This window comes from Rheinheimera sp. 1928-s, from assembly GCF_029269265.1.
Lineage (GTDB): Bacteria > Pseudomonadota > Gammaproteobacteria > Enterobacterales > Alteromonadaceae > Pararheinheimera.
In genome coordinates this window covers 318335-343160 of record NZ_JARIXP010000002.1, presented here as the reverse complement: position 1 = coordinate 343160, position 24826 = coordinate 318335, and the positions used below count along the sequence as shown (strand labels likewise).

The window sequence follows — 24826 nt, the reverse complement described above, 5'->3', positions numbered from 1 at the left end:
ATCTCACGTCAACGCAGATGTTAAAGCAATTTCAACTATTGGCTTTGTCTTGCTCGTACTTGAATAAGTAATAAAATTCTCCTCCCATACCTGATAGATGTCTAACCCTTCCTCTATCCGGTAATACCCGTGTAAGGTCTGAAACACACCTGCCTGAAAGTCAAAATCCAAGTCTTTTGCTAGTTCAACGTCTTGCCCTTGACCGACATACTTAAAGTCGGTGATGTAGGCAAAGTGCCACGTATCACCTCTCCGAAATAACATGATCTCAACTGGATGGTAGCCACCTTTTTCTGAACAGTAATCTGGATCTCTGAAGTTGATAGTGACTGTACTGGTGTTGCTCAAATCATGATTTTTTAGCAAATCAGTAAGGTGGTTAACCAGTATTTCGCTGACTGGTAGAGGTAAGTTTTTGTAGTCGATGTTCATCACAGACTCCTATTTTTTCTGTCTAAATAGTTCGATATGGCTGCTGGTAAAAATCGGGGGGTGTATAGCTGTGTGTCTTAAAAACAAACCTACAAAACCCCCAAAACTCGACCAGAGTGCTGATCTGGCCGAAATACCATGGTTATTTTTTGACGTTTCTTAATTTTGGGGGTTTTGGGGGTGACATTTGGAGGATCTGCTGGTCTAACTCGCCACGTTCAACCGCCTGAATGATGATACCTATCACCTCTAGCAGTTTGTCTTTTGGGCCCACATCAATGGCCGTTTTACCCTTCGCCAGCTCCATGGTTTTTAACCCTACCTTGATTTCAAAGTAGTAGTGGTTATCACTGTCGTAATACCAAGGCCGGACGGCTTTGCGTTTTCTGACGATTTTGCGTTCACCCGTTTCAGGGTCTTTGATGCTTTTGTCCTTAAACGCTTCAAAGGCTTGGTTTTGTAACATGCATTGCGCCATGGCCAGCTGTTCATCCAGCTTTTCAATCAGCTTCATGCGCTTGCCTAAAATCGGTGGCTTCGGCTCGATTTTTGGACGGTCGATCACCTTGAGAGAACTCAATAATGTAGTCATAGATACCTCGGGGTTTTGGTTAGTCAGAGCCTAGTGGACAAAGCCAATGGTTCTGTTGGGTTGCTTGCGGTTGTTTTCGCCTTTCAGCAGCTCTAGTGCTGAAGTGCGATGGTTTTGCTTGGGTTGAAACATCATGCGACGAGCAAGGATCGCAAAATCGCCTGGGGTCAGCAGCTTGAGCTGAGCAAGAGCGCTAAGTTCTTCATCTGCCAGCGTTTTAACGCTCAGAGCGCGCTTGTAGAGCGCTATGACTTGCGGTGCAGTCAAGTAGTCACAGTCGAGCTTAAAATCGAATCTACGCAGTACAGCTTTGTCTAAAAGCGTTTCAAAGTTTGTTGCTGCGAACAGCGGCTGAGTGAAGCACTCCATCTGAGCCAGCAGCTCGTTAACAAGTGTCAGCTCATGGTGTGATTTCAATCGCTCCCTGCTGGTGAGCAGGCTGTCTACTTCATCGAGCAGCAGTATTTTCTGTTCGTGGTGGGCGGTTTCAAATAACCGAGCCACCTGCTTTTCACTATCTCCCACGTATTTACTTAAGATGTCCGAACACTTCACCCGAAACAGGTCATGGTCGTTCTGCTCGGCTAGATAATGCGCAAAGGCGGTTTTACCCGTTCCAGGCGGTCCGCATAACAGCACCCGTATGGGCTGTTGGTGTTCCACTGCATAGGCGATTTCGTTCAGTACCTCTGGCCCTTGCTTCAGGTTTAGTAAGGTCGGGTCGAATGCCATTTGTTGTTTGTACGTCAGACCATCTTTCCACAGCATACAAGCCCGCAATGTCCCTTCCACCACATCACCAATCACCTGCTGCGCTTCATTGCTGGCAAGGGCCATGGTATTGGCGATATAGCCTGCATTTTGCAAAATGGCGGGGGTAAGGCTTGGCGTATTGACCAGTGATTTAGCATACTTCTCACTGACCGATAACCCCTTAAACGACTGCTTGGCAATCGACAACAGGGTTTTCTTATCCGGCTGGCGTACTTCTTCGCAGAGCTTAAAGCGCCTGATATAGCTGTTTTCTAACTCATAGACATGGTTCGTTATCCAGATACAAGGCACTTCGGATTGCTCTATCATCCGGTGTAACGTCTCTTTGCTGTACCCTCCATCAGCCTGACGAAACAGGCTTTCACATTCGTCGATTAGCAAAATGGCATCAGATGAACCCGCCAGCAGGCGCTGCAACAAGGCCAAGTGCTCAAGACGCTGACCACTGGCATTTTTGGCGCTGAACTCATTACTGGGTTTGCCCTCATCCATTTTCAGGTTGCGCACTTCAAACAGTATGCGGCCACTGTAGTCAGCCAAGGTTCGTGCTAACTCAGTTTTGCCGTTGCCAGCATCTCCATAGAGTAAAATACTGACCCCCTCGTGCTGCTCGGCACAGGCATGCAAAAGGTACTGGCTCAGCAAGTCAGTATTCACATGCGGGAAGTGCTTGAGCTTAAACTTCGGCTCTGGGCTTGGGTGCAGCATGGTATGCAATAGCATTTCTTTGCTAAGCACCTCTTCACGCATCAGAGTTTGTAGCATGGGGCGTGGTATGCCCATGGTATGAATTTCACCACAGTCATAGCCCTCCAAAAACAGCCCCTGTGCCACCAATACCATCAAGTATTCCAACACTTCAGCACGGCTTAACCCTGCTTGCTGGGCGATGAGGTCAGTAAAATCCTGCTCTAACAGGGTGAGTTCAGTCGCCTGAACCAAGTGGTGTAAGCCTGTATTAGCGTTATGCACCAGCACGAATTCAATCACCCTTGCCATGGTGTCTGGGACACCAAATAGTCCACACAGATTCAGGCAGTTTTGCTGCATCAGCTTGGTTTGTGCTGGGTAGCGGTCATCTGTATTGAGCAGGTCTAATAGCTCTGAGTGGCTGCGCTGGACTGGCCCCAATTCACGCCTGCAGATGATGCGATTCACCGTGGATGGGGTTAACACTTCTTCGTCGTGTTGCTCCAGCAGTTCATTCACAATAAGCATGGCAAACTGCGCTGCCAGATAAGGGCTTTGCTGCGCAGCATTAGAAGCGCGGCGGCTCATGGCTTGCTCCGATAACTTAAGTTCGACGCTGCCTTTTGCATAAACTGGTGGTCGCGTTTGTCGTAAATGGTGGTGGTGCTGATATCCGAATGGCCTGCCATTTGACGCACGGTATTGAGGTCCACATTCTGCTCTAACAGCTGGGTAATGAAAGTGCGCCGCAAGTCATGCGGGGATGCGTTTTTAACCCCAATCAGCGCCAGCTTTTGCTTAATCAACCGATAGATGGTGGACACATTCATGCTGTCCATGGTCTTCACGCTGCCATTGGCATAGACAGAGCACAGCAAATAGCCGGTGTCTTTGCCCCGCAAGCGAGACCACGAAACGAAGTATTCTTGTGTCCATGGCGGTAAAAACAGGGTTCTGCTTTTATTGCCCTTGCCACTTCTTACAAACAAGGTCTGTGCCTGGCGGTTGTAATCAGCAAGTTCTAACGCTGCCAGCTCACTGCGACGAAGACCCGTACCCAGCAGTAGCGCAAACACCAACTGATTACGAATACCTATGGGTGACATATCATCCCGCAGCAAGTGAAACAGTTTTTCAACCTGCTTCACCGTTAAGGGGTTGCCCTGATGCTGACCATGCTTGACCTGTGTAATGGTTTCTAAGTGGGCAGACTGTTGCTGCTCAGCACGGTCAGTCAGAACGGCCACTTTCACGATGCCTCGAATAGCAATAATGGCTCTATTAATAGAACGGGCTGACCAACCAGCATGAGTCAGCACAGAACGAATATGCAGCGCCTGCTGATAATCCACTTGATGCAGTCGCTCAGCACGTTCTTTTTCCGGCCAGTTCATCAGCTTGCCAACGCTATTGAGCTGTGACGCTATAGAGCGCTGACTATTGGGCGACAAACGGCTGATATACAGCGCATACGGGCTAGCTGTAGACATAGCGTATCTCCGGTGTGTGTTTGTATGTGATTGAGTCTTAAAGGGGGGAACACAGAAAAGCAGTGCTACACCAAGGTAGCACTGGTTGCCGGATGATTTGAAGGGGTATTTTTGCTGCGGATAAGCGAGCTTTACCCCAATAAAAAAGGGAGCCTAAGTAGCTCCCTTGTAAGATTTATTAGTCGTTTAACATCGTCTGTTTTAAGTGCATTAAGGCAGCAGTTTGAGCTTTTTTGAACCATTTATGATTGATGTTCAGCAAGTGACGCTGCATTGACTCACGGTGAGCGTTAAACGCTGGACCATAATAGCCCATTGCCCAAGCCATATAACCTTTACGTAGTGCAATTGTTACCTGATCTTGCGGTATGAACTTAAAGGCTTTAGGACTATAGAAGTTAGTGCCTTTCAAAAAGTATGGAGTGGTTTCAATATCCCATAACTTTTTTACACTGCCGTTCTTCTGCGGCTTATAAACGCGTTCAATCCGACTTATATACATAGGGTTGGTATCAGGGCCAGTTAGCATCACGATATTGCGTTGGTCCTTCGCCATGACCTTTTCGACTTTGCTATACACAAGCCAATAGCAACCTTCACGGCTACCCACATAATGAGTCTGAACCCATGTACATGGGTCGTCCTCATTAACACGCGGTATGTCCGGCTTGAAGCTAAAGTTTTCGATACGATCTTTGGCAACAATAACAAGTGGCGTCGGCACGCACACTAAGTCTAACGCAATATCAATACGGGTAATATTCGCGTCTTTCATGGTTTTACGATAGTTCTGAAAGACCTGCATATCGTCTAAAAAGGCAAAAAATTGGCGGATCTCTGAGGCCTCAAAACGTGCCGGATTGTACGAAATCTGCATTGCACGGTGGTAATCAGATCCTTTCTTACCTTTCAAGCCAAAGTTAATCAAAAACCACTTTTGCGGCTGATCTTTGATGCAGAAACGGACATTACTTGCATACAAGTGAGTACAGTACTTACGACGGTTGAAATTGCGTTTAATTGTGTACTTCTCACTGTATTCTTTGTTATCCAGCAACTGTTCCAGACGTTTAAGCTCTTTATCCTTAGCGGCAAGGGTCATGGTCAGGCAGTCGATAATAGGATACGCAGCCCACTGCTGTGGTACACCCAGCTGGCTCTCAATCAGATTATCGCAGTGATACATGAGCTTATCTTGTGTATCTACCTCTAACATGCCTTTAGTTGCAGCTATTTTCAGGGACTTTGAGTCCACATTTGATAAAGGGAACTTGTCTATGCAGGCGGTATAGGCACGCGTTGGCAATAACAGATTACTGGATTTACGAAAGGCAGCTAATGGAACTTGATACTGTTTAATGTCTTCCATGTAAATAGATGGTAGTGGCTTAGATTCATTAGTCATTTTAGTATTCTCTATGTCATTCAATGGCTTATCGTGTGCATTAAGAGCTAATGTAGTACTATTACAAGTAGATTTACTGCTCATAGGTCAGCCCTTCTTTTTCTTTTTGCCATTGAGTTTCTTTTTACGGACCACTTTTTTAGTAACAGGCTCTTTAGGTGTGCGCTCAATGTCAGGGTGCTTAACCCAACGTATCGCTGGACGGCCACCTTTGCTGCTAAGAACTTCAATTTGTGAGAGATAGTGGTGTTCTTGGAGGCAAGTCAGAGCCTCGTTAATTTTGTCGAGGTTTTTACGTAAGCCTTTCCAGCACTTTTGCTGCAAATCGCGCGATGAGAATGAATCATCTAATTCGTCCATACGTGAGAGAATCAGTTTTGCGTTTTCTAAACGCTCGTCCGCCGATTGCCATAACTTTTTCACATGACGTTCCAGGTACTTCGCCCAACGAATAGCCATTTTCATATCAGCTAAAGTGATTGGTTTCAGGCGTTTGACTTCAAAATCATTCTCTTCATACTGGCGAAAGGCTGCTATGACTAATGCGATAGAGGGAACCATTGAGCGGTACTTACTCAGATGGCTGTATAGGTGAACGCTGAGGTTTTCGTTGCTTAACTTGTAGTTCAAGTATTTCATGTAGTGATGGTAAGCTTTCTCAGCATCTTCTTCCATGTAGACTTTTGTGCGTTTACCACTACCGACAATCGCACAAATTTCACCGTCATCCAGTTGTGTCACGAAATGGTAAAGTTGATCTAGAGCTTCTTTGTCATGAAGAGTTGCAGCACTGTATGTGGGAAGCGAGTCCATATCTGACATGATAAAGATCTGAAAACGATACAGGAGGCCATCATCTGGGATAGAGCCATCCTTAATCGAGTTAACAATTTTGGACATGACAGCTGGCTGAGCGGTGCCAAAGAGCGAGAGCTTTGGTGCAACCATCTTAAAGCTAAATTTATCGCTAAAGCTATCTACCGAAGAGTCATTTTTTCCATCCATAGCTTCCATTGCAAAGGTGCGAAGCCTGTCGGAGTTCGAGCCCAAGAGTTGCGTCAATATACGCGGAAACTCATCGCGAAAAAGCATAATAGGAAAAGTCTGTCTACTGAAATGCTTTGCAAATGCTGCGGGTGTAGCATCATTACAAACAACAACCTTCTGTTTGGGCGGAAACAGTTCGACCTGAGAGTCGATCAGTAATTTTGTCGCTTGCTCCTCTAAAGCAGCAGACTCAGCAGGATCTTCTTCCCATATATCGTCAGCAGTTTTCAGAAGTTTTTTTGCCTTCTTTTTCTTTTCTTCGTTTTGAATTTTCTTCTTGTCAAAGAACGATTTCAGCTCAGGGAAAGCCTTGTTAAATTCTTTGGCGACCTTTTTTCCAAGGATTTCGAGGCAAGCCATAACAGCTTGAACAGCACCCGATTTGTTATTTCCAGAAGCTGCGCAAACAAGGCCAGACAAGTTACCTGAGATGCTGTATTGTGGTGTTTCACTGTCCGTAACGATCTCATATTTATTAGACAGCAACAGGCTTATCATTACGACAAGTGGTGCCGCCGCAAACTCTGGAGGCGTTTTTGTTACGGCACTCACATTTTGGACGATTCGCTGTGGCCATGCAGGCAGCAAATTAGTAGGCATTGGTGGGACATCGTAACCACGAGCTGGCAATGGTTTTGGTGTAATACCCTTTTTACTCTTGGTTTTTTTCAGTTTTTTAGGCATAATATTTTCCTCGATATGACCTTCTTCGTAGTGAAGGTAGTCATTAGGCGATTTTTTTATCCCTCCCTGTTACCCGCGTTTCCCCCACGCTTAAAAACCCCCTGAGGCCGTTGATTTAAAAGGCTTTTTAACCGAATTCATAGGTCTAAATTTGTCAAAACGAAGGACAAGATTTTGGTATACTAAATCTGTAGTTACCTTGCCGAATGTTTCAACTTTAGCTACTTTCTTATAATGTTTATTTCAATTAAATCAGTCGCTTACCTATCGCAGGCTAAATGAGGTGTTGTATGGAAGATGGACACGATAAAGTCGGTAAAAAATCACCTAAAGTGCGCATTGGAACAAAAGATAATCCTTTTTTGGCAACACCTGAGAGTGTCGAGCGTCCATTTTTGATTGCAGCTATTGAAGGTGGTAACCACGCTGATTTTGATTTCAGTAAGTGGCATGAAACAAATGATTGGTTTATGTTCAACTCAATTTACAATACCAACCTGAGTCATAAAGAGGTCAGGTTGCTCATGTTCTTTCACGAGACAACCAATAATTTGGGGACGATTTACGAAACATCGACTAACGGCACGACTAATGTTGCTCGGCATTATGGTGAAGATAACTTTATCTTTGTCGAGTTCCCGGCTGCAACAAAGCTTGCTGAGAATCCACTTGGCTATGAGTTCTTTTTTGAAGATCAGGAGTGTATTGCCCTTCTGACCGAAATAGAAAAAATAGGCCTAAAACTCGATCAAAAAGAGTTGGCTAAGATGCTTTACCGACTCCATGATTTTGGCTATCTCACCGTGACGGATTTAATCGCAAGCAATCTGAAGCGTCCTCTAAAAACGGTGGGTGAGAAACCTACTTCGCATAGGGCGAAACTTCGACTTGTACGTGTAACCAATAGCATGACGCACAAAGAACTCTGGAATAAATGGAATTCATATTCAGACAAACAACTTTTGCAACGAGTTAAAGAGCTGAAAATTAAAACAAAACCCCTCAGTTCTGGTAAATAGTCTGCAAAGTGCGGGCCGTCAGCGTTAGCCTTTGTCCTCTGGCAGGAAGGGGCAGAGTGAATGTTGACGGCTTTCACTCTAATCACTCCATTTTAGGGAATCTCAGAACTTTTCTTAGATACTTCAAGCAAGTAGCCGAGTAGAGTCAGCGCACTATCTCTAGGGCTGGCGAGACGATGACGGATACCATCAAACAAGTCGAAAACCGACTGCGCGAAATTAATCGCTTAAAACGTAAAATCACCTTCGGTAATATCCCCGCTTTTTATCACTCAGTGGCAACCTCTTTAGGCATGGCCGAAGGGATGCTGAAGTATGGTTTTGAAAACTCATTAGACATATTGACTGATCAGCGTAACTGGAATGCTCGTTATTTAGGTGCTGTCGAAGATGGGATGGGGCAATTAGTGTGGCCGAACAAACCAAGGGTTTCTGTCTATAAAGTGTTCACGCCACATGGCTTTGAAATTCATTGTGTGCCATGGAAAGGTAGTCGTGAATTCGATTTTGATTTAGCTAACCATCCTGAAATGGACTTCAAATTCTGGAAGCCAGGGATTATGAAAGTGGTGTTTCGGATTGCTCAGCTGCATACATTTATTAAGCTGTATTTTGAACATGGCGATGAAGCTGACCTGCAACTGATACGCTGTGCTCATAACATTGCGGAGGAGTTTGTCGAAACGCTGGTGTCGCAGTTCAACACGCAAAAGGTGTACGGTGTAACGATTAAGAACTTCTTTGACTTTGCTGAGAAGAAACATCAGGCAGGGGAAGAGATTTACTTACCGACCGTGTATTCGTTTCAGGATAACTAAAATGACCACGGACGATTGTGTAGCGGCACTCAGTACGCTGTTTAATTGCTCTGTTTATCAAGACAGTAATGGCTGGTCGATCCACATTGATAGCCAGCCAGCGCGAACTATAATTTTTTCAGACAGTTTTGTACGCATGACGTTAGAGCAGATGCAGCCACATGAATTTGTCTGGATCATCCAAAGACTACCCGACACTCAATGGCAGCGACTGCCGGATGGTAACTATATGACCATACTGAGTTAGTCTGGCTTTAATGTTAAAGGCAAACGAACAGAGATCGACGTACCTTCAGAGCCAGACATAAACCTAAAAGTACCACCATAGGCCATCACCCTGTCTTTTATACCCTGCAGTCCAAACTTACCCGATTGTGCTGTTGCTTTGATTGTACCATTGTCAGTAAGTAGAAGTTCTGCATTGTCCTCAATGACGTTGATCTGAAGTTTGCATGTACTGGCATTACTATGTTTTACCACATTGGTAATCCCTTCCTGACAAGCGCGAAATAAGGTGGTTTGTAGCTCTTGTGGCAGCTGAAGCACCAAGGGGCTGATGTCGGTGATGTAGTGAATGTTAGCGTTTTTTAGCATGGAAGGTAGCTGGCCTGTGGTCAGCGCATTCACTAAGCCAAGTTCTTCTAAAAGCCTTGGGCGAAGCTGATTCATCAGTCGATAGACGGCCTCATAGATATGATCGACAGCCTTTGTCAGTCTTGGCAGATTGTCCTTAAACATCTGTTGGTCTTTGCTGCGAGACAGCGCCATGGCTTCCATTTTCAGAGCTGTTACTGTTTGGCCTAATTCATCATGTAATTCATTCGATAAGTGCTTGCGCTCGTTTTCTTGCAGTGTTGAAAACTTTTCTGCTAGTTTCAGGTTCCGATTTGCCAGTTCTGTCAGGGCAGTGTTCTTTGCTCGAAGCTCTGCTGTTAGCTCATGCTGCTCTGATACCGCCGCACCAAATAGCAAGGTAGTGATGTTGATCAGTAGCACCAGAACCTGAATTTGTTGCATGGTAAGAGTGCCAGAACTGCCATAGAGCGACAGGCCAAGGAACAGGTTGATTAAGGTCAAAGAAAATACAGCCCCTAACCAGCCATGCCGAAAACTCTCATATAAAGCCGGTATCAGGCTCAGTGATGCCAGCAAGTAAAGCGACGCTGGTTCTGACTGGAATACAACATAAGCGACAATACCTGATGCTGCTAACAAGGCGCTATGTAGCCAAAGTTTAGAGTGAATAGCTTGAAATACCTTTTGGGTTGTCAGTTGGTATACCGCCAATAGCAAAGGGCAAACCAGCAAAATACCAATACAGCCTCCGGTAACAAAAGAAAGCCACACTTCCAGTTTTCTCTCAGCAGGGATGTTCTGATAGAACTTACTTAGTAGCACCAAATCAGTGGCACTGACGATAGAAAATGCAAATGTTGCCGCAAGTAGCATTAGCCCAAACTTGAGTTTGTGAAGCGCAGCAGTTTGGAAATGATGTTTGATCCAAATAACTGGTAAAGCACAAAGAGTTCTGGTTGCCATACCTCTGAGAAAGGAATACCAAAACTCAGCAGGTACATTGCCGTAATACAGTGTGATTGAGCGCTGACAAAAGAATTCGGTAACAAAAATGGTTGACCAGTAACGCCATGGCAGTATCAACAACATGGCTAACCGAAAACCATTGGGCATATACCATGTAGACCAGCCTTGGTGAGTAAAAAAGTTTTTGGATAGGGCGTACAAGCCCAGATAAACCATCGCATAGCCGAATAAAAGCGCTATATGTTTAGTCAATAAACTCAGACTGTTACTGGTATCCAGGAATTCCTTTTTCATCTGACCCTTATTTTGCTAAAGTCGAGTCTTCAATAAGACTTACTGAGTTGTATTACATGGACGCTAAAGCTTCAGTTCTGCTGATTGATGATCACCCGATAGTTCGAGACGGCTTTCGTCATCTGCTTCAAACGACTGAGAATTTTACAGTGCTTGACGAATGTGGCAATGGTCAGCAGGCTTTGAAGCTTGCACGTGACAAGCATTTCGACTTGATTGTGGTCGATTATGCGCTGCCTGATATCAAAGGCCCTGAACTGGTTCAGCAGCTTAAAGCCATATCACCTATGTCAAAAATGGTGATGGTGTCGATGTACGACAATGACCCATTCGTAAACAATGCTATTCATGCTGGTGCTATGGGCTATGTGTCCAAGCGCTGTGCGGCAGAGGAACTCATTCTAGCTTTAGAAAGTGTGACCGAAGGAAACACTTACCTTAGCGACGATGTAATGAAAAACCTGCGCTTCAACAAGGATTACCAACACTCTGGTTTACCAGAACTGACCGCACGTGAATTCGACACCTTTATCTGCTTGGCACGTGGTCTTGGTGTAAAAGGCACTGCCAGTAAACTTGATGTGATGCCAAAGACAATCCACACCCACCGAGCCAGTATTCTGGACAAGCTGAAAGCTAAAAACGACTTCGAGCTGTTACAGTTGGCCCTTAAACACAACCTGCTTACCTTCGCTGAACTGGTGCAATAGCACGAAGCAGTAACAGCATAATCCCACCTGCTTTTACTGAAATAAGCAGGTTCTGCCTATCAGAATAATTCTTAGACCCTCTCAGATATTATGCGATTACTGTCTTGTCTCACATCACTAAAATAGTGAAATGAACAATTCTAGCTGTGTGAAATACAAAAAGCAGAGCTGCAAACCATTGGTGGTCGTTATGCCTTTTCATGTAAAACTGAAATCATCCTATTGTAGAGACATTATTTTCAAACAAACCATGGTACTAATGGCTTCTATCTTAATTACAGGGTGTGGACAATTAACTAGCGCTGGAAGCATATCTATCGTAAAGGATGGGTATTATGAGATGAACCAGTCTATATCAATAGGTAAAGCATTCGACACGTGGAGCTTTTGCCAGAGCACAGAATGGTCTAATCATAAAACAGAGCGAGGTGAGAATTTAGTTGTTTTTTATTGCAATGTTGACCCAAAGCTGTTGGTTAAATCAGTACATGACCACACAGCGGTAAGCAATCCACTTAAAGGTGATGAAAGTCACATTCAGCTAAAAACTGTGCAGTTGGAAGTGAGCTGGTTAGTAAATCATGATGATACATTTTCGAATGGAGGTCGCTACTTTCATTATGAGTGGAAAGATGGCACAAAATTTACCGCTAAGTACCCTGTACTTGATTTTCTACTCAATGACGTTTATTCAGACAAGTATGTACTATCAATAGATTCATTTGGCCAGCATTCAAAAACATTTTACAAAATGGGTAAAGGCGCTAACTGAAAAAATAGAGCCATTAAAATTGATGCTTATACAACTAGATTTTTTATTACTCAGCATGAACCCGTGTACGTAAAAGTGACTTAGCTAAATGCACTTTAATACTGATCTTAGAGCCTCAAACGCACGTTAATGACAGAAATAGCCAAAACGCATGTTAACCAGCGATTTTGAGCTTAAAATAGCCTGAAAAAGCACTTTAATAGATATTAAAGTGCTTATACTAGAGAATTAGTCAGCTGTTAATAAATGCAAAGCTACCTGAAATATTAATTTGCTGGGCGCTTTGAATTTGAGATGAAATTTGTTTTTGATAATGGGGACTTGTAATAGTCCTCATCTAAGAATCTGAGGAGTTTTTTCAAATCAGACTTGCTCGCAGGTATCGAAATAACCTCTGTCCCATTTTCATCTACTGTTGATAGTGGAATGTTAAAATCAGCTGCAATTGCCTTTATTTCGTTTAGTGGAACGTTTTGTAATATTCCGCTCTGTTGTATTAAAGAAACCTTCCTTCTGATCCATGTGTCTGAGTGATCAAGAAATAACTGTGCATCAACGCTCTGTATGACATCTGCTTGTAAAAATTCCCTAAGGTCGTCATCTGTTGCAACTTTATAGTATTCAGTAAGGTCGAAGATGTTTCTTGCAGAATGGAAACTATAAAATTTTAACTTTCCGGACTCTAAAGTTGCAGTGAGTTTTGTATCAACTGTGAGGCCAATACCTTCAATTTTCTTATAAACGTTGCTGGAGTGAAATATAGATAAACCATTAGTAGATATTATTTTTCTTCTGTCAAAGTTTTGGAGCAATATTTTAACGGCCCCCTGATTGCTGTAGCCCGTAAATAGTGCTTTTATCTCAAGAAAAAACTCTTCAGTTGGGTCAACGGATTCGACAGAAAGTGGATTTAGAATAGCTACTTCAAGACCTTCAATCTCGTCGTAATTGTCAATGTATAACACTTCACCATCATCAGGTTTATACTTCCCATCAAATTCTATTTCCTCTACACCGTCATCAAATTTTACTTCTTGCGCCTTGATATAGGCTGTGAAATCGACTTGCACTGGTTGAGATACATCAAACTTAACTATCCTTTTTGCTGGATTATTAGTTAACGCAAACAAATTTAACATAGTTTTACTCCATCAACATTCCATTTGAAATTCTTATTACACTAGTGATGTTACTAGGGCTTCTTATTTGTCTTTTAGTTATCAAAACAAAAACCATTCCGTCGTCAGATTCAACTTTGTAAAATCTATATTTTAAAAGGTAAAGCAATGGGTGGGAAGGGATGTTCGAAATGAACCAGGAGACTATAAATATTAGGGAAATTATAGCTGTAGTTGCCTCTGCATTTATTTCTGCCAGCTTCATTACAATAGGTGCAGAATAACTTGCAACGAAAACTAAGAGAAAATAGTCTGCTGATTCAACTTTTTTTGCTTTAAATTTGTATATTTCAGATTCTTTCTTCAATAGTGCGATAATGAGTAAAGGCAGTATTGTTCCAATTATTGATATTGTAACTAGTTGGATTGCTAATAAGTCGATTTTGCAAGTCGAGTAAAATCTGACACCAGCGATAACAAAAAGTGTGGGAGAGAACGATGAAACAAAAAGTATTGTCTTTAACCAATTTCTCATGACTAACTTCCTTGCACTGAGCTTCCATCTAAAATTTAATATAATTTTTACATTTTAGGCGAATTTTAAATTCGCACATGCAACACATGTACCTAAATTAATTAGTACATTAATAGCCAGCTGATTGCAATTATATTGAAATATTTATTTTATATTTATTCAGCGACTTAATAATCTTTACCTTGCAAAAAATTAAGGTATTGTCACCTAAACAAACATCCGCTCTTCAAAGTTCTTAGCAAGCCATCCATAATCCCTAATATTGCGCTCTTTAGCCTTTTGGCTAATCTCTCGCTGTTTCAGTGAATCAGGCTCTTTCTGCTCATACACCACACCGCTAAACTCTTGCCTGAACATTGATGGCAAGAGGTGGCTATAAGTGCGGTCAATCATCTCAATGCTGGTGCCGCATTGTTTGGCTAAAGCTGCGATGTCACCTTTGTTTTTTAAATTCCATGTGATGTAAGAATGGCGAAGCGAGTAAAGAGTTCTTTCACTTAACTTGTCATCGTTCAAATCGAGCTTTTTCAATATGTCAGAAAACTTGCGGCTTAGACTCTTAGGTTTACTGCCATCTGAAAGCCTGAAGACTAAATCATCCCCTTTTCTGTCGGGGAAACGAGCGGCCAAGTCTTCAAGATTCGCGACGAAGTCGCTTCGGACTACTACCTCTCTTGGTCCTGTATAGAGAGTTGTCTTTCCCTTTGTGACAGTCACTGTAATCTCAGGCACGCCATTGCTTAATTTGAATTTGATATCACGCCACCGGACGTTTTCTATCTCAGTACCGGGGCGCATGCCCGTTGCTACAGCAAAGTCGATATAGTCGTACAACAGTTCAAGCAGCATTTGGCTGGTTTTGTTTTTAGTGCGTTGAGCTTCTTCAGAGATATACTCAGATATCTTGCGGAATTCTTCCCATGTAAATACTCCACGCCGCTCTTGGCGTTTACCGTCTGTCTCGAAGGTTGGGATATGGTACTTGGTGATCTGGCCAGAACTGAGTGCTTTATCATAGACCTTAGAAAGAACAGCATTGTGGTTTTGCAGTGATGAACTAGACATCTGTTTGCCAAACTGTTCACGTCGCCATGCATGGAATTTATCCATTTCGGCTTGGTTAATCTGGTCGATACGCGTGTCCTTGAAATACTCGATATGGTATTTTTTCAGGATTCCAATGTAGTTGCTTTTGGTCTTTGATGAATTTTTGGCATTTTCAGCTTCTGCAATATCTCTTTCAAGGTCTTTGATTACCAGATTAGCAAGGGCTGTAAAAGATTGAGCACCGGAACGAATACCAAGCAGGTGTTCAGTCCGGCGTTTGTAGTATTCATCTGTAGCTTTGATTTTGGCGGCTTCAACGTCTGATTCGCCAGTGGAGAAGGTGATATGCTCTTTGCCAACCTTAAAGCGGGCATACCACCTTTTTGAGTTAGGCTGGGTGAATATAAACAGGCCATCAATAATGGTTACTTTCTGTAGATACCCCACCAATCACTCCTTTTAGATAAATCCCCGTCGTTTGTAGTTTTTTGCCCATCGATCTATTTGGTTTTGCAGCAGTTCGTCATAATCCACCTCTGAAAACTGTTTTGTTAACAGCTTCTTGGTTTCAAGCGCTACACCCGACAGTTCACGGCCAAACATTCTTGGAATAACATGGCTGTAATGCTGTTCAATCATCTGGATACCCGTACCACATTGACGGGCTATCACATCAATACTGACATTCTGAGCTATCAGCTCCCAAGTTATATAGCTGTGACGTAAAGAATATAAACTTCTTTCCCCCTGTTGGGAATTCTTTAGTTGAGTTAATTCAAGGGCTTTGTCGAAATGGCGAGGCATTTCCTTGATGGATGAACCATCTGGTAGTCTGAATAAACGATCATCTTTGTGTCGGTTGGGGAAGCGATGGCTTAGGCGTTGGAGTACCTTTACTATGGCCTCTTTACAGACAACTTCGCGGGTGCCAGTGTACTTAGTGGTCTTGCCTTTACGTACCGTGACATAAAAACGGCATCGCTCAGCATCCCGTTCAATATGCATGTCTGCCCAAGTCAGGTTGTCCATTTCAGATCCTGGCCTCATGCCAGTCAATATGGCGAAATCCATATAGTCCAATAGTAACTCACGTATCTGCCGAGTTCTTTCTTTGATACTTTCAAGATGCATTTCTTCAACTTTTTCCCGCACTATCAGGTATTCATCAACGCTAAAAGCCGCACGGCGCTGGCCGCCAGCGCCATTGTTTTCAAGCGTAGGGACTTGGCTAACCAGCATCCATTTTTTCTTCACTGCATAATCGAAAACCATTTGCAGAGCAGAGTTATGGTTCTGAATGGTGGATTTAGCAGGGATACGCCCAAGCTGCGCGACACGCCACTGATCAAACTCGGTCAGCTGGTCAACGCCTATACGGGTGACATAGGTGTTGCCAAAAAATGGTATGTGGTACTTGCGCAAAGCGCCTATGTAATCGTCATAGATCATTTTCCCAGTACCAGCAGCTAAGGCTTGCTGCATCTGATGGATAACTTTATCAGCGACAAATGAGAACTTTTTGTTGTCAGTAACAAAGGTATTTGTTTCAATGCGAACCTCAAATTCGAAGTACAGGCGGTGGGCTTTGGCCATGGCCTGTTGTATATCGCGTGTTTGGGTGCTGCGGGAAAAATAGGTTTTATTGAGCTTTAGGCGTGCAATCCAGTTGTGACAATTGCTTTGTTTGTAGATGCTAAGGCTTGGTGTGAGTTGGTGCTTTTCAAGGACTTTTGACATAGTAGAACTCCAAATGAGCCCTTCTGATTTTGTAAAGTTTTCAGAAAGGTCAGTTTTATGCTGCTGTAAGCTATTGATTTAATAGCAGTGAAAGCATATATGCAGTTCATTCAAAATCCGCCGGGGGAAACTCCGTGTCGGTTCGAGTCCGACCCTAGGCACCAATAATTTTTATGATTCCCTTTTGTCCATATACAGCTATAAGTTGTGCATATTCATCATTGTTCCATACGCCACATTAACAAGCCAAGATCCCAACTCTCATCTATACAAATACTCTCTTTTCCACTGATCCAATACGCTGCTCCGTTGTATTCGTTAGATACAAAAATAGCTTTTGCTGCCTAAAACCGAATGCGCAGTATAAAGCGGTTTCAAATTGTTAATCCTTTGATATTCTTAGGTCTTTAATCAAGAGCATCGCATCGTTATGTCAGCTGAGTTTTCTTCACTTCCACATTGTTTTTCAAAGAAAAACACTGTGTTGTGGTTACTACGGATAGCTGGTGTTGGGCTACTGAGTGCCTGCGCTGCTTTGCCACCTGCACAGCTGGCGACTGATGCCAAACCGTCAGCAGCACTTAGTGTTACGCCGCTTTACAATGTTAGTTTTAATAGCGTTTTGGCGTTGCCTGTAAAAAATCAGGGGATGAAATTAGCCTATGGAAAAGCAGCTTTGCAGTTTGGTCTGTTGTCTTTACCTGAAGCCAGCGCTGACGCTAAACCGCCTTTGGTTATTTTTGTGCATGGTGGCTGCTGGTTGAATGCTTATGATATAGGGCATAGCAAGGCGTTAAGTCAGGCTTTGACAGAGGCTGGTTATGCCGTATGGTCGTTGGAATATCGCAGGGTAGGTGATGAGGGCGGTGGCTGGCCCGGTAGTTTGAACGATATAGTGCAGGGCATCGACTATGCTCAGGCTCAGTTTGAGCAGTATGGCGTTGATGTCAATCGCATCGCCCTGATGGGACACTCAGCCGGTGGCCAGTTGGCCCTTTTAGCAGGTGAAAAGCTTGCTGGTGAAAAGTTAGCGGCCGGGAAAAAAGCTCAACAGGTACAAGCCGTGATAGGGTTAGCCGCTATTACAGATATGGCTAGTTACTCGCTTGGTACCAACAGTTGTCAAACCGCTACTGCTAAATTTATGGGTGCGACAGTTCAGCAGGCTCCAGAGCTATACCAACAAGCCAGCCCAAGTCAGGGCAAAGCTCATCCGAAAACAGTGTTGCGTGCAGCGGGCGCAGGACGTGCTGGTCAGGCAATGGAGTCAGGATTTAATACAAAGCTGGAATAGCAATCACTGGATTGATTTACCTGTAAAAGTAGGTGAGCAAATTGGCCGTTTGATTGGCGCTGAAAGTGGCCAGGTGATTTGCTGTGACTCTACGTCGGTGAATTTATTTAAAGTGCTGAGCTGCGCCTTGTTTATGCAGCCGGATCGTTCTGTGGTGTTAACCCAGCAAGGCAATTTTCCGACCGATCTTTATATGGTGCAGGGGCTTAGCGCGCTGGTAGGTGAAAAACGCTGTCAGCTGTTGGAGGCACCAGAGCATGAACTGGAACAGGCGCTGAACAGCGATGTTGCGGTCTTAATGTTAACTCAGGTTGATTTTCGCAGCGGCCGTTTACTGGATGTGCAGCGTTTAACCCAGCGCGCACACGAACAGGGAGTATTAGTGATTGTAGACCTGGCTCATAGTGCCGGTGCCTTGCCTGTTGAACTGGACGCATGGCAGGTCGACTTTGCAGTGGGCTGTGGTTACAAATATTTGAATGGTGGCCCTGGCGCTCCAGCGTTTTTATATGCGGCCAAGCGTCATCACGCCAACATCACTCAGCCGCTGAGTGGCTGGATGGGACATAAAACCCCTTTTAGCTTTAGTCCTCAGTACGTTAAATCTGACGGCATAGAACAATTTTTAACTGGTACTCCTGCTGTGATTTCAATGAGTGTTTTAGATGCCGCCTTAGGGGTGTTCAGCGATGTCAGCATGGCGCAAATTCGCGAAAAATCCCTGGCTTTAAGTCACTGTTTTCATCAGTTGGTACAACAACAGACTGCGTTGAGTGAATTAAGTCTGATGACGCCTCTGGATCCAGCAGAGCGGGGAAGTCAGTTGGCTTATCAGCATAGCCATGCGTATCAGTTGTGCCAGGCTCTGATTAAGCGGGGTGTTATAGCTGATTTCAGGGCACCTGATATTTTGCGTTTGGGTTTTACTCCGCTGTATTTACGTTATGTCGATTTATGGCATGCAGTAGACATACTCAGCGATATTGTACAGAGCAAAGAGTATTTAAAACCCGAATATGCCATCAAGCAAAAAGTGACCTGAACTTGCACGTTGCGGGTAAGCCGTTAACCCGCTTAGCGATTCTGGTGTTGCAGATTCTGGCATCGCTGTTTTGTTACTGAAAAAGCAGGTTTGATTGGTTTAACTCAGGCCTTAGCATCCGAGTTTGGTCCACACAATGTGCGGGTGATGAAGCTTTGATAGTTATGATGCTCAAACAACCATGGTTGTCCAACGTCTTCCGTTTTCGATTCAGCGCGTCAGCGCACAGAGCGGCACTTTGCGGGGCTGTTAGGCTTGCTGTAGGAATTCGTCAGATAGGATCACGCAATGGAATTCGTAGATTATTACACTGTGCTTGGCGTTGTTGCAACGACGGACGCTAAAGCTATTAAAATGGCCTACCGTAAACTTGGCCGCAAGTATCACCCTGATGTCAGTAAATTGCCGAATACCGCAGAAATATTTAAACGTGTTGCTGAAGCCTATGCCGTCTTACACAGCACTGAGAAACGTGCCAAATATGATGCATATTGTGCGGCGCGCCGCCATGGTTTTCTACGATTAGTCCGGTCAAACGCAAGCGGCCGTTAATGACGGCTGCGTAGTTTTTTAAACGCTATGGAGCAGTAGTAGTTGATATGCCAGAGCTAAGCTGGAACCTGGCGAATAGGCTGACTTTGCGCTATCGGACTTTCGTCGCCCTATAAGTATTCGCACCCCTAATCAAAGAAAACCCTGTCGGCTTATTATTAGTATCTGTTTCAAAGCGGACTGTGGCATTTGAGACTGTCAGGAAGAAGCTTGAGTTCGCTTCGCGGTGCAGTTCGAGGCGATTGCTGCTGAGTAAATTGCTTTGCAGATACAGGCGATCTGCTTCGGCGAAAACATGGGCAGGCTGGTTCAGCAGCAGATACTCGCCTGCTAATTTTTGGTTGAGCTTAGCGTCTGCTGCAATGACTGATTTTTCTACCACCTTAAAATCAGGCCAGTTGTATTCGGCGGCAATACTGGCAAATATCTCTTGAATTAACGCTGAGCCATTGTCGCTGTTGGTCAGTACCACCGCACCCTGACCTGTTTTGGTGTAGCCGAATAACAAGGTGCGAAATCCTTCATTGCCGCCACTGTGGCTAAAGCTGGTTCTGTCTTGCTGTTGTTCAACAAAAAAGCCAAGGCCGGTTTCACCTAAGCCGCGAGTTAACATAGTTTTGGTCATTTGACTGGAAAGTATTTTGTCTGAAGTACCAGCCTCCGACTTTTGCACTTCAATAATGATTTTTGCTAAATCTGTTGCTGTACTCCACATGCCTGCTGCTGCCAGTTCAGGATATTGGTGCCACAAACCGGGAATGGCTGCACCGCTGCCGTTATGTCCTGCGGCAGCATTGTTGCGATCTTGCTTTGGCAAGCGTGCTGCAAAGCGACTGTGTTGCATAGCTAATGGAGTGAATACGATATCTTGCAATAGCTGGGGGAAATCCTGTTTGCTTGCTTCCATCATCATCAACTGGATGATGCTGTAGCCACCACCTGAATAGCTCCACTGGGTGCCTGGTATTGCGTTAACACGAACCGCTGCTGAATTCGCTGGAGTATCGCCATTCAGCACTGCAAGTAAGTTTGGTGCAGTTTGCTTATCTGTATACCCATGAAAACCATGCACATTGACGCCTCCACTGTGGTTCAGCAACTGCCGCAGGCTCACTTTATGCTCTTTGGTGAATTCATTGTCAGGCAGCTTCCAGCTTTTCAGTTGGTTATTTACATCACCATCCAACTGAAGTTTTCCTTGTTCCACCAGATGTAATGCTGCCATGGCGCTGATGGCTTTGCTGATGGACGCGGTTTGAAATAAGGTGCTTGGCGTGGTGTGTGCAGGTTGTCCCACAACATTAACCCCATAAGCGCGGGCCCACTCAATTTGACCATTGTTTACAACAGCAATGCTTACCGCAGGCACCTGATGATAGTGCATCCGATCTGCAAGCCGCATTTTTTGAGCTGATGCACCTTTGACAACCACTGAAGTGGAAAGCCCTTGTTCAACGCGGGAAATTTTCTCATCTAGCCCGTTAGAGTCTGAACTTGCTGCAAAAGCTGCTCCTGTATAGGTACTACATAACACAAGGAACATCAGGGTTTTACCAAGTAACTGTGGTGCAGGCATGAAGTGGTCGTCCTTGAGTTAGCGGCCAAGAAGGTGGCTCTAACAAGTTAATTTACTTCACCTTATTGAAAAGCAGCGGCAGTTGCAATGGCGAAGCTGTAAGCAATAGTTTCGTAAAAAGGTAAACCCAAAGTTGCTCAATCCACTTGCTCATCCTCGTCTATGGCTTTAGTCTGTACCCGTATTTTGATTTTCAGTCACCAAAGTTGAAGTGACTGAACAGTGATGTTGTAGTTGCTAAGCATGGAGTGCTGATGGCCCGCAGAAAAAAGACTAACCTGTTGGAAGACTTATTTAATATGGCCGCAGCTTTGCCCTGGTGGGTTGGAGTTACGCTGGCTGTTGTTGTGTTTTGGTATCTCGATTCGCTTGCGGCGCAGCCTATTCCTGTTGTAACCAATGCGGAGCAGTTATTGTCGGGCGTGAAGTATCAGGCTCTGCAGACCTTGGGCTTTTATGGCCGTTTTGTTTTTCCATTCTTTTTACTGGCTGGGGCCGCCGCTTCATTTTTTGCGCGGCGCAAAAGGGTTAAACTTTTAGCTACTGCAAGAAACACAGAGTCTTGTGATCCTTTTGCAGCCTTATCCTGGCATGATTTTGAGTTGCTGGTAGGCCAGTACTTCAGGGAATTAGGCTATAGCGTGGCCGAAACCAGCTTTGGTGCAGACGGCGGCGTGGATTTGCGGGTCAAAGACGGTGCCGATATTTATCTGGTGCAGTGCAAATTATGGAAAGCCAGCAAGGTTCCTGTGACTGTAGTGCGTGAGCTCTATGGCGTAATGATGGCTGAAGGGGCATCCGGCGCTATTGTGGTTACCAGCGGTGAATTTACTCCTGATGCAAAAGGTTTTGCAGAAGGTAAATCTATAGTGCTGGTGGATGGTCGCTTACTGGTGAATTCCATTCGCAACAAAGAACCCAGCTCCGAACTAAAAGCTGATATACGTTGCCCATTATGTGGTAGCGATATGCTGCTGAGAAAAGCCCGAAAAGGCCCCAATACCGGCAACTTCTTTTACGGCTGCAGTCGTTATCCTGGTTGTAAGGGCGTTAGAGATGCAACCGCTGAGGCACAGCAGAATTCAGAGACTCGTGTGTAAAATACCAAAGCGCAGCCGTCAATACTATGGTTCATCTTTATCTACATTAGCGGCTCTTCCATAAGCTTTGTTGCGCATCCCTGATGGATGCTTTACTGTGCACCCTAGATGAATGTTAAATAGTTAGCTCTCTGAGATTTATCTAAAACGGTTTTTCCTATAAAAACAACAGATTAAGGATAAATAAAGATGAATAAATTTTTAAAAGCCAGCATCCTGTGCCCTATGTTAGTTCTTGGTATGAGCCAGGCTAGTGCTGCTGTATTTAGTTCAGAGCAGGTCATCGCCAATCAACAGTTTAACTTCAACAAGCAGCAAGTATTGTCTTATGTCGACAGTGCAGAAGTGCAGAATAAACTGATCGAGCTGGGCGTAAGTCCTGCTGACGCAAAACAACGTATCGCCAATATGACTGCCGAAGAGCTTAGCGCGCTGAATAGTCAGATGAACGAAATGCCTGCAGGCGGTATTGTCGGTGTTGTGATCACTGTATTGGTGGTTGTGGTTGTAACGGATTTAATGGGGCTGACTGACGTTTACCCTTTTATCAACCCAATTTAATTCGTGAGTTTGATGGTTTTACTACGACAGGCCTGCCTTTTGGCGGGCTTGTTGATTGTACTGACAGGCTGCCAAACGCCGCCACAAACCAAGCAGCTACTGGCAGAGCCTCCTGCTATCGCTCGTCAGCATCTTATCCCACAAGTCCCATTTTATCCGCAGCAAGACTATTTTTGCGGCCCAACCACCTTATCTGAAGTTGCTGGTTTTTATGGGCTTGAAAAAGACCCAGCCACTATAGCGCCCACTACCTTTATTTCGGGTTTGCAAGGCACTCTACAAATTGAAATGTCGGCGGCAACACGGCAACTTGGGCTGGTCGCTTATGCGCAGCGCGGGACCATGCACCAACTGTTAAGTCTGGTTGCTGAAAATATTCCAATCATAGTGCTACAAAACAACTCTCTGGCCTGGCTGCCGCAGTGGCATTATGCCGTGGTGATTGGCTACGACCTGCAAAGCAAAGAAGTGATTTTGCACACCGGCGTGACTGAAGCGCATCGGCTGAACTTTTCTACCTTTGAACGCACCTGGGCGCGGGGCAACTACTGGCTGTTAGCCATGTTACCTGCGGATAAAAGCAGTTCGCAGCTTGAGCCTTTTATTTACACCAAAGCCAGTCAGGATTTACTCAGCACTCAACAGGCCAGTAGTGGTATTACAGCGCTTAAAACCGCGGCAAGCCAATGGCCTGACTATTGGTTACCGTACTTTTTATTGGGTAATCATTACTTCTCAAGCCAGCCTTTAGTGGCAGCCCAGTGGTTTGAAAAAGGACTGCCTTTTGCGGAGCAGGAAATATCTTATCTGAACAATTACGCTGTGCTGCTGAGTGAGCAAGGTTGCCATGCTAAAGCAACCACACTGATTGAAGCCGCGCTGAAAATTGCTCCGAATGACAGCAATTTGCTGGATAGCCAGAAACAAATTCGCGCCTCTGAAGGCTCTGCTACCCATACTGGCTCTCAATGCCAGCTACAAACAGCCAACTAGTTGCTGTAGTGCGGCGGCTCTATGTTGGTTTGTAAACACCAAAAAATGGCGTGGACCTTCCTCAATACCGGCAACTTCTTTTCCAGTTGTGCTCCTTACTGCTTGGTTGCATCCGAAGGAAATACCCTTGCACAGAGAAAATCTACCAGAGCTCGTACTTTAGGTGATGGATGTTTACTTGCTGGCCACAGTATATGAAAGACACCGCTGCGCTTGATGTAGTCATCAAGGATCGGGAGTAGTTCTCCATCTGCTAGTTGCTTGCGGATGGAAAAATCAGGCAGATAGGCGATCCCGAGGCCCTGTAACGCGAAACACAGGCGGGTTTCTATATTGTTGCAGATCATCGAAACAGGCAGTTGCAGTTTGGGTTCATCAGGTTGCTGTTTCAGCGCCCAGTTTTCCAGCTTACCACTGTTAGGAAAACGGTAGTGCAGGCAACTATGTTGCAGCAAGTCGGCCGGAGTTTGGGGTATGCCTCTGAGTGCCAGATAATCAGGTGAAGCGACCAGCCTCACCTGAAAACTGCCCAGGCGCCTGGCTGACAAGCGCGAATCTTCTGGCTCTCCAGTACGCACTACCGCATCAAAACCTTCCGCTATTACATCCACCATACGGTCGGTGAAGTCCAGATCCAGTTCGATTTGTGGGTATGCGCGCATAAATTCACCAAGTACGGGTAGCACCAGCGAGCTGACCAGCGGCAGGCTTACGCGCAGGCGTCCACGCGGTGCAACAGTGGCCTGCGATAGTTCCTGTTCTGCCGCCTCAATTTCGGCCAGAATGCGGCGGCTGCGCTCCAGAAATAAAACACCTTCTGCTGTCAGCGTGACACTGCGGGTGCTGCGGTTAAACAGACGTACGCCAAGTTTTTCCTCCAGCCGTACTACGCTCTTACCTACGGCAGAAGCGGAAACACCCAGTTCCCGACCTGCAGCAACAAAGCTGCGCTTCTCGGCTACCTGCACGAACACGATAAAGCCATTCAAACTGTCCATGTGA

24 protein-coding genes are annotated in these 24826 nt (G+C 44.9%); 11 read left to right on the top strand and 13 right to left on the bottom strand.

Going from position 1 to position 24826, the window contains the following annotated elements; all coding sequences use genetic code 11:
- Window positions 1-3: 3 nt before the first annotated feature.
- The 6 genes from P3C17_RS06400 to P3C17_RS06375 form a co-directional block, all read right to left on the bottom strand.
- The gene (locus P3C17_RS06400; protein ID WP_300928633.1) at window positions 4-432 is read right to left on the bottom strand and encodes a DUF2787 family protein; all 429 of its coding nucleotides are present in this window, start codon (window positions 430-432) and stop codon (window positions 4-6) included.
- A 142-nt stretch (window positions 433-574) separates the two neighbouring features.
- The gene (locus P3C17_RS06395) at window positions 575-1024 is read right to left on the bottom strand and encodes a DUF6641 family protein (RefSeq protein WP_300928632.1); all 450 of its coding nucleotides are present in this window, start codon (window positions 1022-1024) and stop codon (window positions 575-577) included.
- A 30-nt stretch (window positions 1025-1054) separates the two neighbouring features.
- Complete coding sequence (locus P3C17_RS06390; RefSeq protein ID WP_300928631.1) at window positions 1055-3016, bottom strand: AAA family ATPase; 1962 nt, start codon at window positions 3014-3016, stop codon at window positions 1055-1057.
- A 56-nt stretch (window positions 3017-3072) separates the two neighbouring features.
- Entirely contained in the window at window positions 3073-3978 is a 906-nt protein-coding gene (locus tag P3C17_RS06385; protein WP_300928630.1) for a tyrosine-type recombinase/integrase, read from the bottom strand.
- A gap of 178 nt (window positions 3979-4156) precedes the next feature.
- Window positions 4157-5467, bottom strand: a complete 1311-nt coding sequence (locus P3C17_RS06380) for a hypothetical protein (protein ID WP_300928629.1) — start codon at window positions 5465-5467, stop codon at window positions 4157-4159.
- A gap of 3 nt (window positions 5468-5470) precedes the next feature.
- Window positions 5471-7114, bottom strand: coding sequence for a DUF3987 domain-containing protein (locus tag P3C17_RS06375; RefSeq protein ID WP_300928628.1), 1644 nt, complete (start codon window positions 7112-7114; stop codon window positions 5471-5473).
- A gap of 290 nt (window positions 7115-7404) precedes the next feature.
- Here P3C17_RS06375 and P3C17_RS06370 point away from each other — a divergent pair, with 290 nt between their 5' ends.
- From P3C17_RS06370 to P3C17_RS06360, 3 genes are all read left to right on the top strand, one after another.
- Window positions 7405-8133, top strand: a complete 729-nt coding sequence (locus P3C17_RS06370; RefSeq protein WP_300928627.1) for a hypothetical protein — start codon at window positions 7405-7407, stop codon at window positions 8131-8133.
- A 176-nt stretch (window positions 8134-8309) separates the two neighbouring features.
- The gene (locus tag P3C17_RS06365; protein WP_300928626.1) at window positions 8310-8951 is read left to right on the top strand and encodes a hypothetical protein; all 642 of its coding nucleotides are present in this window, start codon (window positions 8310-8312) and stop codon (window positions 8949-8951) included.
- A gap of 1 nt (window position 8952) precedes the next feature.
- Complete coding sequence (locus tag P3C17_RS06360; protein WP_300928625.1) at window positions 8953-9198, top strand: hypothetical protein; 246 nt, start codon at window positions 8953-8955, stop codon at window positions 9196-9198.
- Here P3C17_RS06360 and P3C17_RS06355 read toward each other — a convergent pair.
- Window positions 9195-10787 carry an MASE1 domain-containing protein gene (locus P3C17_RS06355; protein ID WP_300928624.1) on the bottom strand — a complete coding sequence of 531 codons (1593 nt, stop codon included), beginning with the start codon at window positions 10785-10787 and terminating at the stop codon, window positions 9195-9197. The genes P3C17_RS06360 and P3C17_RS06355 overlap by 4 nt on opposite strands.
- Window positions 10788-10843: 56 nt before the next feature.
- Between P3C17_RS06355 and P3C17_RS06350 the strand changes: the two genes are divergently transcribed.
- Window positions 10844-11497 (top strand): response regulator transcription factor, encoded by a 654-nt coding sequence (locus tag P3C17_RS06350; RefSeq protein WP_300928623.1) that lies wholly within the window; start codon window positions 10844-10846, stop codon window positions 11495-11497.
- 190 nt (window positions 11498-11687) lie between these two features.
- Window positions 11688-12269, top strand: coding sequence for a hypothetical protein (locus P3C17_RS06345; RefSeq protein ID WP_300928622.1), 582 nt, complete (start codon window positions 11688-11690; stop codon window positions 12267-12269).
- 266 nt (window positions 12270-12535) lie between these two features.
- Here the strand turns inward: P3C17_RS06345 and P3C17_RS06340 are convergent, their stop codons facing one another.
- From P3C17_RS06340 to P3C17_RS06325, 4 genes are all read right to left on the bottom strand, one after another.
- Window positions 12536-13408: a Kiwa anti-phage protein KwaB-like domain-containing protein gene (locus P3C17_RS06340; protein ID WP_300928621.1), complete on the bottom strand. Its 873-nt coding sequence runs from the start codon at window positions 13406-13408 to the stop codon at window positions 12536-12538.
- 4 nt (window positions 13409-13412) lie between these two features.
- Complete coding sequence (locus P3C17_RS06335; RefSeq protein WP_300928620.1) at window positions 13413-13922, bottom strand: hypothetical protein; 510 nt, start codon at window positions 13920-13922, stop codon at window positions 13413-13415.
- 207 nt (window positions 13923-14129) lie between these two features.
- Entirely contained in the window at window positions 14130-15416 is a 1287-nt protein-coding gene (locus tag P3C17_RS06330; RefSeq protein WP_300928619.1) for a tyrosine-type recombinase/integrase, read from the bottom strand.
- A 12-nt stretch (window positions 15417-15428) separates the two neighbouring features.
- Window positions 15429-16706, bottom strand: a complete 1278-nt coding sequence (locus P3C17_RS06325) for a site-specific integrase (RefSeq protein WP_300928618.1) — start codon at window positions 16704-16706, stop codon at window positions 15429-15431.
- A 481-nt stretch (window positions 16707-17187) separates the two neighbouring features.
- On the opposite strand from P3C17_RS06325, the gene P3C17_RS06320 reads away from it, so the two are divergent.
- The 3 genes from P3C17_RS06320 to P3C17_RS06310 all read left to right on the top strand — a co-directional run bounded on the left by P3C17_RS06320 (window position 17188) and on the right by P3C17_RS06310 (window position 19594).
- A complete protein-coding gene (locus tag P3C17_RS06320) occupies window positions 17188-18000 on the top strand; it encodes an alpha/beta hydrolase (protein WP_300928617.1) in 813 nt (270 codons plus the stop codon).
- Window positions 17936-19042 carry a kynureninase gene (kynU, locus tag P3C17_RS06315; RefSeq protein WP_300928616.1) on the top strand — a complete coding sequence of 369 codons (1107 nt, stop codon included), beginning with the start codon at window positions 17936-17938 and terminating at the stop codon, window positions 19040-19042. The genes P3C17_RS06320 and kynU overlap by 65 nt, the downstream gene beginning before the upstream one ends.
- A 288-nt stretch (window positions 19043-19330) precedes the next feature.
- The gene (locus tag P3C17_RS06310; protein WP_300928615.1) at window positions 19331-19594 is read left to right on the top strand and encodes a DnaJ domain-containing protein; all 264 of its coding nucleotides are present in this window, start codon (window positions 19331-19333) and stop codon (window positions 19592-19594) included.
- Between the two features lie 91 nt (window positions 19595-19685).
- Here the strand turns inward: P3C17_RS06310 and P3C17_RS06305 are convergent, their stop codons facing one another.
- Entirely contained in the window at window positions 19686-21170 is a 1485-nt protein-coding gene (locus P3C17_RS06305; RefSeq protein WP_300928614.1) for a serine hydrolase domain-containing protein, read from the bottom strand.
- A gap of 254 nt (window positions 21171-21424) precedes the next feature.
- Here P3C17_RS06305 and P3C17_RS06300 point away from each other — a divergent pair, with 254 nt between their 5' ends.
- From P3C17_RS06300 to P3C17_RS06290, 3 genes are all read left to right on the top strand, one after another.
- Window positions 21425-22270: a restriction endonuclease gene (locus P3C17_RS06300; protein WP_300928613.1), complete on the top strand. Its 846-nt coding sequence runs from the start codon at window positions 21425-21427 to the stop codon at window positions 22268-22270.
- A 189-nt stretch (window positions 22271-22459) separates the two neighbouring features.
- Window positions 22460-22831, top strand: coding sequence for a PA2779 family protein (locus P3C17_RS06295; protein ID WP_300928612.1), 372 nt, complete (start codon window positions 22460-22462; stop codon window positions 22829-22831).
- A gap of 12 nt (window positions 22832-22843) precedes the next feature.
- Window positions 22844-23824, top strand: coding sequence for a PA2778 family cysteine peptidase (locus P3C17_RS06290; RefSeq protein WP_300928611.1), 981 nt, complete (start codon window positions 22844-22846; stop codon window positions 23822-23824).
- Between the two features lie 95 nt (window positions 23825-23919).
- Here P3C17_RS06290 and P3C17_RS06285 read toward each other — a convergent pair whose 3' ends face one another.
- A complete protein-coding gene (locus P3C17_RS06285; protein ID WP_300928610.1) occupies window positions 23920-24822 on the bottom strand; it encodes a LysR family transcriptional regulator in 903 nt (300 codons plus the stop codon).
- Between the last annotated feature and the right edge of the window lie 4 nt (window positions 24823-24826).